Here is a 15,071-nt window from a genome sequence, read left to right on the forward strand (position 1 = left end):
ATCGCAGGGCCCGGTTCGTGTTCGCCGATCGCTGGCCTCCTCCACTACTCGGTGATACCGTATAGTGGTACTCGGTAGTACGCAGTACCGATAGGACTGAGGAGGGCTCGCGATGGACGACCTGACGGAGATGCTGAAGGGCACGCTCGAAGGGTGCGTGCTCGAAATCATCGGCAGCGAGGAAACCTACGGGTACGCCATCACCCGTCAGCTGAACGAACTCGGCTTCTCCGACGTCATCGAGGGGACGGTGTACACCATCTTGCTGCGACTGGAGAGGAACGGACTCGTCCAGGTGACGAAACGGCCATCCGGGGTCGGTCCGCCGCGCAAGTTCTACGCGCTCAACGACGGCGGCCGCGAGGAACTCGCGAAGTTCTGGGCGAAATGGCAGTACGTCTCATCACGCATCGACAGGCTCAAGGAGGGCGGGAGATGAACTTCCGGGAGACCATCACAGGCAGCGATCTCACCAGGGAATGGAAGGCGCTCGAAGCCCGGGCCGAGGCCCTGCCAGACGAATACCGGGCGGCGTGGGAACAGATCAAGGGCCACCTCTTCCCCCATGCGGGCTTCACCGGCCGCAACCTGACGCCGATCCTCGACGCCGCCCTGGGGCTGCTCGAAGAAACAGCGGCGGACGGGCAGAGCGTCCACGAGGTGCTCGGCGACGACATCCGCGGCTTTTGCACGGCGCTGGCCGGTGGAGAAGGGGCTCGAACCTATCGCGACCGGTGGCGCGAGCAGTTGAACAGGAACGTCGCAAGGAAATTGAGCCGGCTGGGAGGCTGACGTGAGCATCCAAGACATTCTCGAGGGCAAGAAGCAGTGGCGGACGCACACGGCTCGGGTCAAGGCGCTCCCGCCGGATTACCGGATCGTCTACAAGGAGATGCAGAAGTACCTGTTCAAGGTCGGACCGATCAGCCTGCCTGACGGACCTCTGCTCCCCGGGATCGTCGACTTCTTCGAGGAGGGCGTCGCCGCAGGCAAGGGGGTCTTGGAACTCATCGGCAACGACGTCGCCGCGTTCTGCGACGACCTGGTCAAGGACTCACGCACCTATGCGGACGTCTATCAGGAGTCCATCAGCGGGGAACCCGGCACGGCTGAGAAGTAACATCCGTCGCCTCATGCCAGTGGGCGTAGCCCGCACGCGCGGTTCGTCATCGCCCAGGCGCTCGATGGCCCGGGCCTGCACGCCAGCACCCTATGCTCCGACGGCCGCTACCCGTGGGGCACCTCGGACGCCCCGGTCGCCCCTCGCGCCGCCGCCCGGGAGCGCACCCGGGACCAGCTGACGCCCGCCCGGACCCGGCCGTACGACGCCGACACCGCCACGGGCACCGGCAGCCTGCTGACCTGCCTGAACTGGCCGCGGGAGCCGGTGCCGTCCGGACCGTCGCCCGACCAGCCGCTGCCGCGCGTCCCGGTCCTGCCGCTCGGCGGCGACCGCGACCTGTCCACCCCGCTCGCCGAGCTCTACAAGGAGGCTGCGATGGCCCCGCTCGGCAAGGTGGTGGTGGTCCCGGGCGCCGCCCACTCGGTGCAGGTCCGGGCCGCCGACAACGCCGGCCGGCAGGCGGTGCACGACTTCCTGCTGCACTGACGACTTGACGGCCCACCAGTCGAACTACTACGAGGACTTGACGGTGCGTCAGCCAACTACTGCACTCCGGCTGGCGTGTCAGTCGAAGCGGGCCTCCCGGGCCAGGCGGCCGGACAGCTCGTCCACCGCGGCCTCCCGGAGTCCGCGCGAGACGAACCAGGCACCGACATTGCGGACGTCGCGCTCCAGGAAGGACCGGCCGCGCGGATTGGCGACCACGTCCACGATCTGCGGCACGTCGATGATCACCAGCCGGCCGTGGTGCACCAGGATGTTGTAGGCCGACAGGTCGCCGTGCGCGTAGCCGTCCCTGGCCAGCAGCACCAGGCTCTGCTCCAGCTGGTCCCACAGGCTCGCCAACTCGGCCTCCTCGGCGCGCAGTTGGGCAAGTCGGGGAGCCGCCGTGCCGGACTCGTCGCCGATGAACTCCATCAGGATCTCGGTCCCCAGGATCTGCACGGGGTACGGCACCGCGACGCCCGTGCTCCACAGCCGGGAGAGCGCGGCGAACTCTGCCGCGGCCCACTGGCCGGCGATCACCTGCTTGCCGAACTCGGTGCGGCGCGCCATCGCCCGGCTGACCCGGGACTCCTTGTGCGAGCGGCCCTCCAGGTAGCCCGCGTCGCGGTGGAAGAGCCGGTGCTGGCCGTCGCGGTAGCGCTTGGCGGCCAGCAGGGTGCGCCGGTCGGTGCCCGGCACACCGCGCTCCAGCAGGAAGACGTCGGCCTCCTTGCCGGTCTTCACGATGCCGAACTCGGTGTCGACGGCGGCCAGTTCGGTGACAACCCAGTCAGGACGCGGCTCCGGTCCCTTTTCGGTGGGCGTCGACTGGTCCCAGGTCGACCAGCGGTCGCCGCTGGGCGGGCCGTCGAGCTGAGCGGCCGGCTGCGAGTCGGTGTCCGAGGTGTCAGACAGGTCGTACGGCTGGTAGTCGTACGGCTGGTACTCGTGGAAGTCCTCTTCGAAGGAGCGGCGGCCGGGTCGCTTGCCACCGGCTCCCTTGCCGCTCATACGGACGAAGGACTCGTTGTCGGAAAAGCGCTCACGCACTTCGGTGATCTCCTGTGGGAGGTGCCCACCGGAGGGTGCGTCAGCAGACGACTCGTCAGCCGGTGGGCAGGGATGAATGAAGGGAGGCTTCTGGCGCGCAGCACCGAGCGCGCCGCGTCGTGGCGGCAATCACGCTTACGCACCTCCCAGTCATCCCGTTCGGACCGGCATGCAGCCGTCCGCGTCCCGCCAACCGGAACTCTGCGAGCTTATCGAGTCGCTGCCGGCCCGCAACCGATTTATCGGGCGGGTTCGCAGTTCGCGCCCGGTGCAGCGCCCGCCGCCCGGCGCCCGGGGACGACGAGTGCTTGACGTAGGGGCTGACCGCCTTCGGCGGCTTGGACAGTCCCGGACGAGGCCGGGTCGGCGCGGTGATCTATGGTCACGGCCATGACCAGGACCACGCCGCCCCGACCGCTGGATGTCGAAGACCACTTCCCGAAGCTGGCCGACTACCGCGGCGTGACGACCCGGTTGCACCCGCGGGCCGGGAGCCCGGACACCTCTGTCAGTTCGATCGGCGGTCCACTGCTCTGGCCCATGGACGAACCGTGGCCGGTGTGCACCGAGCCGCACCGACGAGGGCGCGGCTACCGGATCGCGGACATCCGCCAGCGGCGGCAGCTGCTCGCACAGGCCTGGGCCCGCGACGTGGCCCCAGGGCCGACGGATGAGGAACGGGTCCTGCTCAAGGAGTTGGAGCGCAAGCACCGCGTGCCCGACCTCGCGGACACCGATCCGGTCCCGTTGATCGGCGTGGTCCAGCTGTACCAGCGGGACGTGCCGGGCCTGTCGGCCGGGCCGGATGGCTGCGATCTGCTGCAAATGCTCTGGTGCCCGTTCGAGGCCCACGGTCCGAGCGGCTACGGCCCCGCCTTGCGCGTGGCCTGGCGCCGATCCGATCAGGTTGGCGAGCCGCTGCGCGCCGCACCGGAGCCGCTGCTGGTCGGCTTCGAGGGCGCGGTGCCCGAGCCATGCGTGCTGCACCCGGAGCAGGTGGCGACCTACCCCTACGTGGGAACGCTGCCCGCCCGCCTGCAGTCCAAGATCGATGCCTGGGAGGAGAGGCAGGAGCGGAAGTCGGACAAGGACCCGGACGCCGACGTGCTCACCTACCAGCACGACCTGTCGATCCCGCCCGGCTACCGCGTCGGTGGCTTCCCCTCCTGGCACAGCACCGACCCGCACGCCATGACCTGCGCGGCCTGTGGCACGCCCATGGCCTTGCTGGTGACCTTGGACAGCCGGGAATGGGACGGCTGCGTCAGCTGGATGCCGGTGGAGGACGGTCGCCTCCCGGCGCACCTACGCGACCCCAGGCCCACCCGGCTGGCCTTCGGCCGGCACGGGCTGCTGAACGTCTTCACCTGCCCCGCGAGGCCGGAACACCCGCACCGCTGGAGCATCCAGTAGGCACTGCTGGGATTCCGGCTGGGAGCAGTTCTGGCAGGTCCAGGGCGCGTATGAGTCGGCCCCGGCGGGCGGTTGCGGCTGCCTACCGGGGCCGGGGAATGCTTGACGTGGAGTCAGATTGCGTCGAAGGAACCGTTCTTCACACCCTGGACGAAGGCGGTGAAGCCCTCGGTGGTGAAGGTCAGGGCCGGGCCCTCGGGGTCCTTGGAGTCGCGGACGAGCATGACAGCGGGGGTGTTGGCAGCGATCTCGAGGCAGTTCCCGCCGTTGCCACTGTAAGTCGACTTCACCCACTGGGCGCTGTCGAGGTTGATGTTGCTCATTCCAGGTCCTTCCGAGCCGCGCGGATCATGGCCAGTGAAGCCGTCTTTGACAGCGCCTCCACCTGGAGTTGATCGTAGTCTCTCTCCAGTGCCGCTATGGCGTTCCGTCCACGCTCAAGGTGGCCCCGTAGCTGGGACTCGGCATACCCCACGACCGAGTGGTCGGGCAGGGTCAGCAGCACCACGGGCAGCAGGAACGGGCGTTGCTCCGCCAGGCTGAACGGGGCCACTTGAACAGTGATATGAGGGCGTCGTGCCAGCGCCTCCAAGTGGTCGAACTGCTCTGCCATCACCTCAGGGCCACCGACCGGGCGGTGCAGGCAGCTTTCGCACATGACCGCATGGACGACCGGGGGTCGCTGCTGTTCCAGGACCCGCCGCTGCCGAGCTGCGAGATAGGAGACTCGCTCGTCGGCCTGTGCCTGGGTGATGGAGCCGCGCTCCACTGCCGCTGCCTCCATAGCCGCCGCATAGCGCTGGGTCTGGAAGAGTCCCGGGATCACACCGAGTTCGAAGGTGCGCAGTCGGCGGCAGCGCGTCTCGCAGTCGGTGAATTCTTCGAAGCCCTCCAGCAGGGCCGCGCTCTTGATGCGGCGGTACAGCTCGACGAACGTTCCGCCGGTATCGAACACCTCATCGGCTTTTACTGCGAAGTGCGGGTCACAAGTGCGCTTCCCTCTTTCGATGAGCGAGATCCACCCGTGCGAGCATCCCAGGAGGCGGGCAAGCTTGATCTGAGACCACCCCCGCGACCGCCGCTGCCTGCGAAGCTCCGCGCCGAAGCGCAAAGCGGGAGATGACGTTGCATCAGGTTCACGCGTCAACTCGGTCATCAGAGACTGTTACCTGCCGATCTGGTGCGGGTCAAAACACTGGCGTTCGGCCTACTGCGTGCCGATCCTAGTGAAGTACCGAGCACGGAGAGGAGTCATCCGGTGACGCAAAATCAGCGCCAGCTGGCCGCTTGCGTCCCCCGGCTGGCCGCCAGGGCGCTGTAGGCGCCTCCATGGCCAGCATGCCGACCAGGTGCACTGGTGTGGACCGCCGGCGCGCACAGCAGCAGGCCGCGCCCCCAGGCACTCCCGCCACGAAGAGGATTCCCGATGACCATGATCACGGCCAACCGCCGACCCGTCGACCGTCGCCTGGCGGCCCTTGCCGAACTTCGCTCCCTCGGGCAGCAGTTGGACCGCCAGGTAGCCGATTGCGCCGGTGCCGGCGACCGCGAGGTGGACGCGGTGCTGCGCCTGATGAGGCAGGCGCACCTCGAAGTCGTTCGCTCCCTCAGGGAGGTGGCGGTCGACCCGAGGTCGGGCTGACCCACCGTCTGGTCGACACCAGATCAACTCCGGTCCGGACAATGGGCGTTGCCCCGTGTCCGGACCGGGCAGCACCACTGAATCCCGCGTAGCCGAGCTTGGGGAAGACGGCCGCGCGGGCCGCCCGCCTCGGTTGCCGTACCGTGCACGGCGGTTGGCCGGGGCGGGCCACCACACACCACACCACCAGGGGGCGATCCATCTGCACAGGAGTTCCGCCATGCGTCTTGTTCCCTTCCAGGCATCGATCGTTGACGGCCAGTCCGATGGCTCCGGGGGAGGCATCGTTCTCGCGCTCGTCTCCCGATCCACGCTTCGGTTGGCGCGCCATCGACTCCGCGACCACCTCACCAGCTTCGGGCTGGACCCCGATGACGCCTGCCTGATCCTCTCCGAACTCGCGGGCAACGCACTGCTGCACGGCGGTGAGACCGCTGCCGTCGCCTGGCGCCTCTGCGGGGACCGCCTGCACATCGGCGTCGCCGACGGCACCGCCCTGGGCTTGGCCGTGATCCAGGAGAACTGCGCCCGGGAGGGCGGGCGCGGTCTGCTGCTGGTCGAGCAACTCGCCAAGGAGTGGGGCGTGCGACCGCTCGGTGCTCTCGGGAAGGCGGCGTGGTGTGAGCTTCAGGTCCGAGCAGCCTGACCGTCGATACCCAGGGCGGCGTCGGAGTTGCGGCGCCAGCACGGGCAGTGCGCAGCCTCGACGTCGGATATGGGCGCCTGGTGCAGGATCGCGTTCCGTCGACTCAGTCGGCAAAAACCTGTTCGCGCAGGATGTCGGCGTGTCCGCAATGGTGGGCCAGCTCCCGCAGAACCTGCAGGTATACCCAGCGAAGCGTGCGCGGTCCGGTTCGGTGACCGGTCACCACGGCGTCCAGCGGCAGGTCCGCGACCACCGTCCGGGCCGTGGCGCAGGCTGCCCGGTGGGACGCCGTGACCGAGGCGATCGTGTCGTCGTCGGAGAACCGGAAGGACTCGTCCGGACTCTGCACCAGGCCGAGTTCCTGGCGGGACGTGCCGCCGACGCACTCCTCGAACCACACCCGCTGCATCCACGTGACGTGCTTGAGCAGCCCGAGCAACGTCGTCGCCGACGGGACGAGTCGGCGGCGGGCCTGTTCCTCGGTGAGACCGTCGAGAGTCGCCTCGATGGCACTGCGGTATTCCTCGATGAATGCGGTGAGTTGTGTGCGTTCGCCGCCAAGGGGCACATCGAACGAACCCATCGGAGCCTCTCATCACGTCGTGGGCCGCGCTCCACAGCAGCTTGTGTGAGCAGCGGGCGCAGAGCGAGCGGTGTGCGGTCGTAGCGTAGTCCGAGACGTGTGAACCGCAGCAGCCAAGGCGCGGTGCGCTCGATGGGACGGGCTCAGTCGGGAGTGCCAATCGTACGGCCGGTGGCGTGGGCGAACTCATGGGAACACTGGCCGAACTGGGTACTCACCCGCATCAGGTCCCGGGCAGCGCCCGCACTCGGCGCAGGGGTGAGCGGGCGATCGGCACCCAGACCAGTGCGAGACCCAGCGCGGCCGCCCAGAGCGCGGCCCGCACGCCGAGGACCGTGCCCAGCAGGCCGGCCAGCGCCGAGCCGACGCAGAGCGCCCCCGTCAGCACGAACCGCATCGTGGCGTTCATCCGGCCCAGCATGTGGTCCGGGGTGACGGCCTGCCGGAAGCTGACCTTCACCACGTTGTCGATCCCGACCTTGAAGGTGGTCACCAACCAGCCGAGCGCCGCCGCCCAGAGCCAGCCGCCCCGGTCGACCAGCGCGATCAGCGGCCCGAACGGCGCCACCGCCAGGCCCATCAGCCACAGCACCCGACCCGCGCCGAACCGCCGCGCCAGCGGCCGGGCGCAGCGCGAGCCGAGCAGCACACCGAGCCCGCCCACCGCGAAGAACAGGCCCAGCACCCAGGACGGCAGGCCCAACTCGCGGGTGATCAGCAGCGGGAGCACCGTCTGGCTGAGCTGGATCGACAGATTGGTGCAGCCGCCGGCCAGCGCGATCGGCCGCAGCACCGGGTCCTGCCAGACGAACCGCAGCCCCGCGCCGATCTCCTGGCGGATCCCCGCGCGGCGATCCGCGCGCGGGGCCGGGGCCGTCCCGGGGCCGAGGCGCAGCAGGCAGGCCGCCGACCACAGGTAGCTGGCCGCGTCCACCAGCACCGCCGCCGGCGCGGCCACCGCCGCGAGCAGCAGCCCGCCGACGGTGCGGCCGCCGATCTGGGTGAGCGCGTCGGTGGTGACCAGGTGCGCGTTGGCCTCGGTGAGCCGGTCCCGTCCGACCAGCTCCGGCAGGTTGCTCAGCGAGGCGACGTCGAAGAAGACCGTGGCCACGCCGCTGACCAGCACGGCGGCGCACAGGTGGGCAAAGGTCAGCCGGCCCAGCGCCCAGGCCGCCGGCACCGAGCCGAGCGCGGCCGCGCGGACCAGATCGGCGGCGATCATCACCGGCCGCTTGGGCGAGCGGTCCACCCAGGCCCCGGCGGGCAGGCCGATCAGCAGGAAGGCGACCGTGCTCAACGTGGCCAGCAACCCGACCTGCGCCGCGTCGGCGTGCAGGGCGACGACGGCCACCAGCGGGATCGCCAGTGAACTGACCGCGGTGCCGAGCTTGCTGACCGCGGCGGCGGTGTAGAGGAGGCGGAACGGACGTTCGGTGAGCAGGCTGCGCGGCGCGGGCGCCGGAGGTTGTGCCAAGGTCTGCTGAGCTGTGGTCATGACGCAGACTCTCGGGGAGGTCGACGGGGCTGCTCCAGGAATTTAGAGTGTGCTGAATCCATCGCCGCCCGGCCGCCGGTACACCCTCTGAGGTTGCATGCTCGCGCTCTCGTTCACCGCCGCCGACCTCGCCAGGACCCGGTTCGCCGTGTCGCCGCTCTGGGAGGTGATGGCGAGCGCGCGCATGCTCAGGCAGCCCGGCGGGCCGGCGCTCTACCGGCCCTGGCTCGAACCGGCACGGGCCCGGTTGGCGGCCGCCCGGGTGGACTGGTCGCTGCTCGCCGCGTTGGTGCCGCTGCCGCCGGTCATGATGCCGGTGTTCATCGCTCCGCCGCCGTCGGTGCCCGAGCCCGACCTCGCCCTGGAGCTCGCGGTGCTCCGGGCCACCCCACCCGAACTGGTCCGCGAGGCGGTCGCCGCCCTCGACTCGGCCCGCCTGACCCCACGCGCCGAGGACTCGCTGACCCGACTCGCCGAAGACCCGCCGACCCCACGCGCCGAAGACCCGCTGACCCGACTCGCCGAGGACCCGGAACGCGGCCTGGCCGAACTCGCCGAGACCGTCGAGGCCTACTGGGAGCTGGTGCTCGCACCCTACTGGCCGCGGCTGCTCACCCTGCTCCGCGGCGACGTGCTCCACCGGGCCCGGCTGCTCGCCGAGGGCGGCGCCCAGCGGCTACTGGACAGCCTTGACCCAGGCGTGAGTTGGGAACACGACACGCTGCAGGTGCCGCACCGCTACTGCGCCGGCGAACAGGAACTCGGCGGCCGCGGCCTGCTGCTGGTGCCCACGGTCTTCGGCGGCTCCAAGGTCTACTCGATCACCAGCCCGCGCTGGCAGCCGACCCTGCGCTATCCGCCGCGCGGCGTCGCCACCCTCTGGGAGCAGGCACCGGCATCCGCGCCCGAGGCGCTCGCCGCGGTCGTCGGCCGGTCCCGCGCACTCCTGCTGGCCGAGTTGCACGCCCCCGCCTCCACCACCGACCTCGCCCGGCGCACCGGCATCACCCCCGGCGGCGTCTCCCAGCAGCTCACCACCCTGCGCGCCGCCGGCCTGGTCACCGCCCACCGCGTCGGCCGCTTCGTCCTCTACGCCCGCACCAGCGCCGCCGAGGCCCTGCTGACGGCGGCCACGGGGGCGTGAACCCGGTACCCGGCGGCGCGTCTGCGCCACGGTGTCAGTGCGAGGCGGTACGGATGGTGGCATCACACCTGCGTCCCGCACTCCGCTGGAGGTCCGCGATGACTGGTCAGTTCACCACCTGTCTCTGGTTCGACGGGCAGGCCGAGGAGGCCGCCAACCACTACCTGTCGATCTTCCCGAACTCCCGGATCGGCCACATCACCCGCTACGGCGAGGCCGGGCCGGGGCCGGCCGGGTCGGTGATGGTGGTCGAGTTCGAGCTCAACGGGCAGAAGTTCATCGGGTTGAACGGCGGCCCGGAGTTCACCTTCTCCGAGGCGATCTCGTTCCAGATCCACTGCGCCGACCAGGCCGAGGTCGACCACTACTGGGAGAAGCTGGGGGAGGGCGGCGAGCCGGGGCCGTGCGGCTGGCTGAAGGACAAGTTCGGCCTCTCCTGGCAGGTCGTTCCCACCGAACTCCCGGCGATGATCGGCGACCCCGATCCGGAGAAGGCCGCCCGCGCCACCCGCGCGATGATGGCCATGGGCAAGTTCGACATCGCCGCCCTCCGCAAGGCTCACGCGGGCGGCTAGCTCCGGTGGCCCGCGCCGCCGTGCTGCTGCGAGCTGCGGGCAGCCTCGACCAAGTGGTCGGCGAGGGTGCGGAAGACGAAGAAGTTGGGGATCCGGCTGACCGCCCTGGTGGTCATGTTCAGCCAGCGGCCCTGCTGCTTCACCGAGAGGAAGCCCCTCTCGGTCTTGATCGCCTGCACCTCCGACCAGGCCACCGACTTGTCGCCCGAGCTCAACCGCTCGGCGTTCAACGAGAAGGGGCCGAACTCCAGGCTGAGCCCGGCTCGGATGGTGGCGAGGGCCGGCGGCAGCTGCACTGCGGTCACCTGCTGCTGGATCTCCGCGCCCCAGGCCTCCGGACGCTCGAAGCCGTCGAGCGTCCCGCCCTTGACCCGGCTGGCCTCGGCGCCCGGCCCGGAGAGCGTGTACACGTAGGTGGTGCGGATGTACCTGCCGTTGCGGTAGTGCTTGGTGATCTCCTGCAGGACGGACATCTCCTCCCAGCGGTACGGCACCATGGTCGCGCCGCCGGTGCCGACCACCGCCACGCCCCGGTCGTAGAAGCGCAGTTCACGGCCGACGTTGGCGCGCGTCTGGCTCTTGAAGCCGAAGACGATCAAACCCAGGAACCCGAGGAAGGCCGCGAGCACGATCAGGCCCGTCACCGGGCTCGAGCTGCCGGCCGCGACGACGACCAGCACCAGGCCACCGACGAGGATCACCAGCCCGATCCTGTCCCGGAACCTCATCTCTTTCCACGTCGGCCGCCGCGCGGGCTGGAACGCCCCCCGGAACGCGCCCAGCCCGGCCTGCTCGGCCCGCGCGCCGAAGTCCCCCGCCATGCCGTCTCCCTCACCAATCGTCACCAGTCGACCGTCGCCCGACAGGACGCCGCCGACACACTGCCGGTTGCAGCCGCACGACTGCAATCCGTCGCGGCTTAATTCACTTTCGGCAACGTCGCCGCCTCCGGCACGATGGCCCGGTCCTGACCGCCCCTGACCAGCCTGAATGAGGCCCCCGCATGCGCAAGATCCCGACGCTTTTCGCGCGCGACCCAGAGGACCGGCGGTCCGTCACCGCCGAGGTCAACCCCGGCTGCGAGTGGGTGCTCGCCGGCGAGGGCACAGCAACGCGCAAGTACGACGGCACCTGCGTGATGCTCGACGAGCACGGCGACTGGTGGGCCCGCCGCGAGGTCCGGCCGGGCAGGGCCGCACCCGCCGGCTACCTGGCCGTGGACACCGACCCGGTCACCGGCAAGAGGCAGGGCTGGGAGCCGATGGCGCAGTCGTCCTTCGCGGCGTTCCACGCGGAGGCGCTGGCGGGCGGCGGCGACTGGCAGCCGGGCACCTACGAGCTGGTTGGCCCCAAGATCAACGGGAACCCGGAGCGGTGCGACTCCCACACCCTGCTGCGGCATGCGGCTGCCGAGGTGGTGCCCACCCCGGTGCGGGACTTCGACTCGCTGCGCCGGCTGGTGCTGGACCTCGCGGCCGCCTCCGGCGCGGAGGGCGTGGTGTTCCAGCATCAGGACGGACGGATGGCAAAGCTCAAGGCTCGGGACTTCCAGGCCAGTTGACGGGAAACCAGTTGTCGGCGGCCTGTCAGATCGCCGACACTGTGCCGATGTACTCAGAAGCGGACGCTGCCGCCCTCTACGATCTGTTGAACCCCTGGGACCCCGACTCCTACCCCTCAGACGCCTTCTACTACTCGCTGGTGATGGACGCGGAGTCGGTGCTGGACGTCGGGTGCGGCACGGGTGCGATGCTGCACCTGGCCCGGGACCGCGGGCACCGCGGCCGCTTGGCGGGCCTGGACCCGGACCGCGCCGCGCTGGACCGGGCCCGCCGCCGCACCGACATCGAGTGGATCGACGGCACGGCGGCGCAGGCGGAGCCCGGCAGCGGCTTCGAGCTGGCGACGATGATGGGCCACGCCTTCCAGTTCATCGTCGCCGACGACGAACTCCGCGCCTCGCTGGCCGGGATCCACGGCGCGCTGCGCCCGGGTGGCCGGCTGGTGTTCGAGACCCGGCATCCCCAGGCGCGGGCCTGGGAGGGGTGGCGGCACACCAACCCGGAGGATGTCGCCGATCTCGTCGACCACGCCGGGCGGGCGGTGCGGGTCTGGCACGATGTCGACTCCGTGGTCGACGACGTGGTCGCGTTCCACGGCACGGTGGCGGATCCGGACGGCACGGTGCTCCTGGTCGAGCACGCCAGGCTGCGGTTCCTCGACCTGGCGGCGCTCAACGGGTTCCTGGTGGCGGCGGGTTTCGAGATCGAGGCCCAGTACGGTGACTGGGACCGCTCACCGATCACCGCCGCCAGTCGCGAGATCATCACGGTCGCCCGCAAGAGCGGCCGGACCGACTGATCGTCAGCAGAACTCCAGGCGGTCGGCGAGCCCGGCCGCCGCGAACGCCGCCTCCAGCGCCTCGCGGCCCTCGGTGAAGTGGCCCCAGCTGTCGAAGTGCACCGGGACCACCCGGCGGGCGCCCAGGAGCGCGGCGGCCTCGGCGGTCTGGGGGCTGTCGAGGGTGAGCAGCGCGCCGTCGAAGAGGATCGTGCGGGCGGCGCCGGCGAACAGCATCGCCGTGTCGATCGGCCCGAACCGGTCGGCGATCTCCTTGACCACCGCGAGCGAGGCGTTGTCGCCGCTGACGTAGACGTTCGGCAGGTCGGCGGCGGTCAGCATGAAGCCGATCACCTCACCGGTCACCGGCTCGCAGCCGTCCGGCCCGTGCTGCGCGGGCACGGCGGTGACGGTGACCGTGCCGCCGTCCGGGCGGGGCAGCTCCACCGACTCCCAGGGCGCGAGGCCGCGTGCGGTGCCGCCCAGCCGGCCCGCGCCGCCGCGGGTGACCAGCACCAGGGGCGCGGTGGCCAGGAAGGCGCGGCCCGAGGTGTCCAGGTTGTCCGGGTGCTCGTCGTGGGAGAGCAGCACGGCGTCGACCGGGCCGAGCTCGGCAGGGGTGATGGCGGTCGGCGCGGTCTTGGTGAGCACGCGGTTGCCGCCGACCGGGTAGTGGCCGGGCTGGTCGAAGGTCGGGTCGGTGAGGAAGCGCAGGCCGCCGAACTCGATGAGCGCGGTCGGGCCGCCGAAGACGCGGATGTCAGCCATGGCTGGTGGTTCTCCTCACGGGAAAGTCCGAGGTTTGACGTGAGAGAAACTAGCCTGTCCTCACGGAGAAGCGCAAGGTTTAACATGAGAGCCATGAGAGACAGGGCAGCCACCGGATCCCCCGGAGCCACCAGCCAGACCGCGAACGGCCAGACCGCGACCGGCCAGACCGCGAACGGCCAGAGCGCGACCGGACCGGCAGTCACCAGACAGACCGGCACCGCTGACCCCGCCCCGCTACCGCCCGCGCCGGGCGCGGAGCAGCACGTCGCGCTCGACTTCGCCAACAGCGAGCTCACCTCGCGCGCCGGCCGCCTCGACCTGCTCGCCACGCCGGACGCGGCGACCCGCTGGCTGATCGAGCGCGAGCTGGCTCCCGACGACGCCGTGCTCTACGAGTATTGCGCCGGACGGCTGCGCGAACTCCGTGCCCAGCTAAGGGTGTTGCTCGCTGCCCGGATCGACGGCACGCCGCCCCCGTTCGAGGCGGTGCGCACGGTCAACACCGCGCTGACCACGGCGCCCGCGGCCTCGCTGCTGCACTGGGACGAGGCCCAGGGGCCCTATCGCGCCCCGGCCCACCCGGCCGACCGGGTCGCCGAACACGCCATGGCCGCGATCGCCGCCGACGCGGCCGAGCTGCTGACCGGCCCGGACGGCGAGCGCCTCGCCGCCTGCAGCGCCACCCCCTGCAACCGCTTCCTGGTGCGCACGCATGCTGCCCGGCACTGGTGCTCGGTGCGGTGCGGCGACCGGGTGCGCGCGGCCCGTGCGTACGCCCGCCGCACCCAGCAGGCCAAGACGGCGGGGGAGTGACAGGACGTCACCCGGGCGCTAGGTTCGGGCGCATGCGAAGCCTCCCGCAACCCGACGCCCACCCCACTCCGTTCGACGCATACGAGCGGCAGGCCTGGGCCGGCCGGGCCGAGGCCTTCGCCGGCAGCTTCGCGCCGCTGTGCGCGCACACCGTGCCGGCGCTGCTGGACGCGGCCCAAGTGGCCGCCGGGGACCGGGTGCTGGACGTGGGCACCGGGACCGGATCGGTGGCGGCCGCGGCGATCGAGCGCGGCGCGGCCGTCACAGCGGTGGACGCCGAGCCGAGCATGGTCGAGCTCGCCCGGGCGGCGGTTCCCGGACTGGCCGCCGCCGAGGTTGCCGTGCTGCCTGAACTGCCCTTCGCCGACGAGACGTTCGATGCGGTGGCGGGCAACTTCGTACTCAACCACGTCGGGCAGCCGCTTGCGGCGCTGGCCGAGCTGCGGCGCGTACTGCGGCCCGACGGTCGGCTCGCACTCACCATCTGGGCCGCGCCCGCGGCACCCGGGCAGGCACTGCTGGGCCGCGCCGTCGAGGCGGCTGGACTGACCCGGCCCGCCCATCTGCCGCCGGTCTCCGCCGAGTTCGACTTCCCTCGCACGGCCGACGGCCTCGCCGCCCTGCTGACCGCGGCCGGCCTGCGCGAGGCGGCGACCGACGTCCTGCACTGGACCCACCGGACCACCCCGCAGGGCTGGTGGGACGGCGCTGCCGGCGGCGTCGGCTTCATCGGACAGCTGCTGCTCGCCCAGCGCGAGCAGACCCGGGCCGAGGTCAGGCGGCACTTCGACCGCATCAGCCAGGAATTTACCGACTCTGAGGGCCTGTTGAGCCTCCCGCACACCGCGCTGCTGGTGCACGCGCACCGCTGAGCCAAGGATGATAGGTACGATGTGCCGGGCTTCGGGGGTGGCATGGTGTTCAGGCACAGGTCTGCCGTGGTCGGACTGGCCGTGCTGGCGTTGGCGGGCTGCGGCGGTGGCGGCACGG

20 protein-coding genes are annotated in these 15,071 nt (G+C 70.9%); 13 read left to right on the forward strand and 7 right to left on the reverse strand.

Annotated features, from left to right (window positions below):
* The first annotated feature begins 112 nt into the window (after positions 1-112).
* From P3T35_RS11445 to P3T35_RS11460, 4 genes are all read left to right on the forward strand, one after another.
* On the forward strand, positions 113-439 hold the full coding sequence (locus P3T35_RS11445) for a PadR family transcriptional regulator (protein WP_101384603.1): 327 nt from the start codon (positions 113-115) through the stop codon (positions 437-439).
* Positions 436-792 (forward strand): DUF1048 domain-containing protein, encoded by a 357-nt coding sequence (locus P3T35_RS11450; RefSeq protein ID WP_101384604.1) that lies wholly within the window; start codon positions 436-438, stop codon positions 790-792. The genes P3T35_RS11445 and P3T35_RS11450 overlap by 4 nt, the downstream gene beginning before the upstream one ends.
* Position 793: 1 nt before the next feature.
* Positions 794-1,120 (forward strand): DUF1048 domain-containing protein, encoded by a 327-nt coding sequence (locus P3T35_RS11455; RefSeq protein ID WP_101384605.1) that lies wholly within the window; start codon positions 794-796, stop codon positions 1,118-1,120.
* Positions 1,121-1,357: 237 nt separating this feature from the next.
* Positions 1,358-1,609, forward strand: a complete 252-nt coding sequence (locus P3T35_RS11460) for an alpha/beta hydrolase (protein WP_280705721.1) — start codon at positions 1,358-1,360, stop codon at positions 1,607-1,609.
* 78 nt (positions 1,610-1,687) lie between these two features.
* On the opposite strand, the gene P3T35_RS11465 is transcribed toward P3T35_RS11460, so the two are convergent.
* Complete coding sequence (locus tag P3T35_RS11465; protein WP_218976754.1) at positions 1,688-2,659, reverse strand: RIO1 family regulatory kinase/ATPase; 972 nt, start codon at positions 2,657-2,659, stop codon at positions 1,688-1,690.
* Between the two features lie 390 nt (positions 2,660-3,049).
* Between P3T35_RS11465 and P3T35_RS11470 the strand changes: the two genes are divergently transcribed.
* Entirely contained in the window at positions 3,050-4,072 is a 1,023-nt protein-coding gene (locus tag P3T35_RS11470; RefSeq protein ID WP_101385589.1) for a hypothetical protein, read from the forward strand.
* Between the two features lie 113 nt (positions 4,073-4,185).
* Here the strand turns inward: P3T35_RS11470 and P3T35_RS11475 are convergent, their stop codons facing one another.
* Positions 4,186-4,395, reverse strand: a complete 210-nt coding sequence (locus P3T35_RS11475; protein WP_101384607.1) for a DUF397 domain-containing protein — start codon at positions 4,393-4,395, stop codon at positions 4,186-4,188.
* On the reverse strand, positions 4,392-5,228 hold the full coding sequence (locus P3T35_RS11480; protein ID WP_101384608.1) for a helix-turn-helix transcriptional regulator: 837 nt from the start codon (positions 5,226-5,228) through the stop codon (positions 4,392-4,394). The genes P3T35_RS11475 and P3T35_RS11480 overlap by 4 nt, the downstream gene beginning before the upstream one ends.
* Before the next feature lie 270 nt (positions 5,229-5,498).
* Between P3T35_RS11480 and P3T35_RS11485 the strand changes: the two genes are divergently transcribed.
* Positions 5,499-5,714 carry a hypothetical protein gene (locus P3T35_RS11485; protein WP_101384609.1) on the forward strand — a complete coding sequence of 72 codons (216 nt, stop codon included), beginning with the start codon at positions 5,499-5,501 and terminating at the stop codon, positions 5,712-5,714.
* Positions 5,715-5,934: 220 nt separating this feature from the next.
* Positions 5,935-6,360 (forward strand): ATP-binding protein, encoded by a 426-nt coding sequence (locus P3T35_RS11490; protein WP_143677037.1) that lies wholly within the window; start codon positions 5,935-5,937, stop codon positions 6,358-6,360.
* Between the two features lie 103 nt (positions 6,361-6,463).
* Here the strand turns inward: P3T35_RS11490 and P3T35_RS11495 are convergent, their stop codons facing one another.
* Together P3T35_RS11495 and P3T35_RS11500 are read right to left on the reverse strand one after the other, a co-directional pair.
* Positions 6,464-6,943: a DinB family protein gene (locus P3T35_RS11495; RefSeq protein WP_101384611.1), complete on the reverse strand. Its 480-nt coding sequence runs from the start codon at positions 6,941-6,943 to the stop codon at positions 6,464-6,466.
* 223 nt (positions 6,944-7,166) lie between these two features.
* Entirely contained in the window at positions 7,167-8,438 is a 1,272-nt protein-coding gene (locus P3T35_RS11500) for an MFS transporter (protein WP_101384612.1), read from the reverse strand.
* Between the two features lie 97 nt (positions 8,439-8,535).
* Between P3T35_RS11500 and P3T35_RS11505 the strand changes: the two genes are divergently transcribed.
* Complete coding sequence (locus P3T35_RS11505) at positions 8,536-9,582, forward strand: DUF5937 family protein (protein WP_101384613.1); 1,047 nt, start codon at positions 8,536-8,538, stop codon at positions 9,580-9,582.
* Positions 9,583-9,680: 98 nt separating this feature from the next.
* A complete protein-coding gene (locus P3T35_RS11510; protein ID WP_101384614.1) occupies positions 9,681-10,157 on the forward strand; it encodes a VOC family protein in 477 nt (158 codons plus the stop codon).
* Here the strand turns inward: P3T35_RS11510 and P3T35_RS11515 are convergent.
* Positions 10,154-11,002, reverse strand: coding sequence for a DUF6585 family protein (locus tag P3T35_RS11515; protein WP_143677038.1), 849 nt, complete (start codon positions 11,000-11,002; stop codon positions 10,154-10,156). The two genes, P3T35_RS11510 and P3T35_RS11515, sit on opposite strands and share 4 nt — an antisense overlap.
* Before the next feature lie 158 nt (positions 11,003-11,160).
* Here P3T35_RS11515 and P3T35_RS11520 point away from each other — a divergent pair, with 158 nt between their 5' ends.
* Both P3T35_RS11520 and P3T35_RS11525 read left to right on the forward strand, forming a co-directional pair.
* Positions 11,161-11,718 (forward strand): hypothetical protein, encoded by a 558-nt coding sequence (locus P3T35_RS11520; protein ID WP_101384616.1) that lies wholly within the window; start codon positions 11,161-11,163, stop codon positions 11,716-11,718.
* Between the two features lie 47 nt (positions 11,719-11,765).
* Positions 11,766-12,518, forward strand: a complete 753-nt coding sequence (locus tag P3T35_RS11525) for a class I SAM-dependent methyltransferase (protein WP_101385590.1) — start codon at positions 11,766-11,768, stop codon at positions 12,516-12,518.
* 3 nt (positions 12,519-12,521) lie between these two features.
* Here P3T35_RS11525 and P3T35_RS11530 read toward each other — a convergent pair whose 3' ends face one another.
* Positions 12,522-13,265 carry an MBL fold metallo-hydrolase gene (locus P3T35_RS11530; protein ID WP_101384617.1) on the reverse strand — a complete coding sequence of 248 codons (744 nt, stop codon included), beginning with the start codon at positions 13,263-13,265 and terminating at the stop codon, positions 12,522-12,524.
* Between the two features lie 93 nt (positions 13,266-13,358).
* Between P3T35_RS11530 and P3T35_RS11535 the strand changes: the two genes are divergently transcribed.
* Entirely contained in the window at positions 13,359-14,081 is a 723-nt protein-coding gene (locus tag P3T35_RS11535; protein ID WP_101384618.1) for an ABATE domain-containing protein, read from the forward strand.
* A gap of 32 nt (positions 14,082-14,113) precedes the next feature.
* Positions 14,114-14,953 (forward strand): class I SAM-dependent methyltransferase, encoded by an 840-nt coding sequence (locus P3T35_RS11540; RefSeq protein WP_101384619.1) that lies wholly within the window; start codon positions 14,114-14,116, stop codon positions 14,951-14,953.
* Positions 14,954-15,071 lie beyond the last annotated feature (118 nt).

This window comes from Kitasatospora sp. GP30 (assembly GCF_029892145.1).
In the GTDB taxonomy this organism is placed as follows: domain Bacteria; phylum Actinomycetota; class Actinomycetes; order Streptomycetales; family Streptomycetaceae; genus Kitasatospora; species Kitasatospora acidiphila.

Excerpts from the sequence above, each read along its gene's own strand:
- P3T35_RS11510 (WP_101384614.1), top strand. The coding sequence starts at position 9,681 with ATGACTGGTCAGTTCACCACCTGTCTCTGGTTCGACGGGCAGGCCGAG.
- P3T35_RS11470 (WP_101385589.1), top strand. The coding sequence starts at position 3,050 with ATGACCAGGACCACGCCGCCCCGACCGCTGGATGTCGAAGACCACTTC.
- P3T35_RS11530 (WP_101384617.1), bottom strand. The coding sequence starts at position 13,265 with ATGGCTGACATCCGCGTCTTCGGCGGCCCGACCGCGCTCATCGAGTTC.
- P3T35_RS11520 (WP_101384616.1), top strand. The coding sequence starts at position 11,161 with ATGCGCAAGATCCCGACGCTTTTCGCGCGCGACCCAGAGGACCGGCGG.
- P3T35_RS11495 (WP_101384611.1), bottom strand. The coding sequence starts at position 6,943 with ATGGGTTCGTTCGATGTGCCCCTTGGCGGCGAACGCACACAACTCACC.
- P3T35_RS11475 (WP_101384607.1), bottom strand. The coding sequence starts at position 4,395 with ATGAGCAACATCAACCTCGACAGCGCCCAGTGGGTGAAGTCGACTTAC.
- P3T35_RS11540 (WP_101384619.1), top strand. The coding sequence starts at position 14,114 with ATGCGAAGCCTCCCGCAACCCGACGCCCACCCCACTCCGTTCGACGCA.
- P3T35_RS11500 (WP_101384612.1), bottom strand. The coding sequence starts at position 8,438 with ATGACCACAGCTCAGCAGACCTTGGCACAACCTCCGGCGCCCGCGCCG.
- P3T35_RS11445 (WP_101384603.1), top strand. The coding sequence starts at position 113 with ATGGACGACCTGACGGAGATGCTGAAGGGCACGCTCGAAGGGTGCGTG.
- P3T35_RS11505 (WP_101384613.1), top strand. The coding sequence starts at position 8,536 with ATGCTCGCGCTCTCGTTCACCGCCGCCGACCTCGCCAGGACCCGGTTC.
- P3T35_RS11485 (WP_101384609.1), top strand. The coding sequence starts at position 5,499 with ATGACCATGATCACGGCCAACCGCCGACCCGTCGACCGTCGCCTGGCG.
- P3T35_RS11535 (WP_101384618.1), top strand. The coding sequence starts at position 13,359 with ATGAGAGACAGGGCAGCCACCGGATCCCCCGGAGCCACCAGCCAGACC.
- P3T35_RS11525 (WP_101385590.1), top strand. The coding sequence starts at position 11,766 with ATGTACTCAGAAGCGGACGCTGCCGCCCTCTACGATCTGTTGAACCCC.
- P3T35_RS11450 (WP_101384604.1), top strand. The coding sequence starts at position 436 with ATGAACTTCCGGGAGACCATCACAGGCAGCGATCTCACCAGGGAATGG.
- P3T35_RS11490 (WP_143677037.1), top strand. The coding sequence starts at position 5,935 with ATGCGTCTTGTTCCCTTCCAGGCATCGATCGTTGACGGCCAGTCCGAT.
- P3T35_RS11480 (WP_101384608.1), bottom strand. The coding sequence starts at position 5,228 with ATGACCGAGTTGACGCGTGAACCTGATGCAACGTCATCTCCCGCTTTG.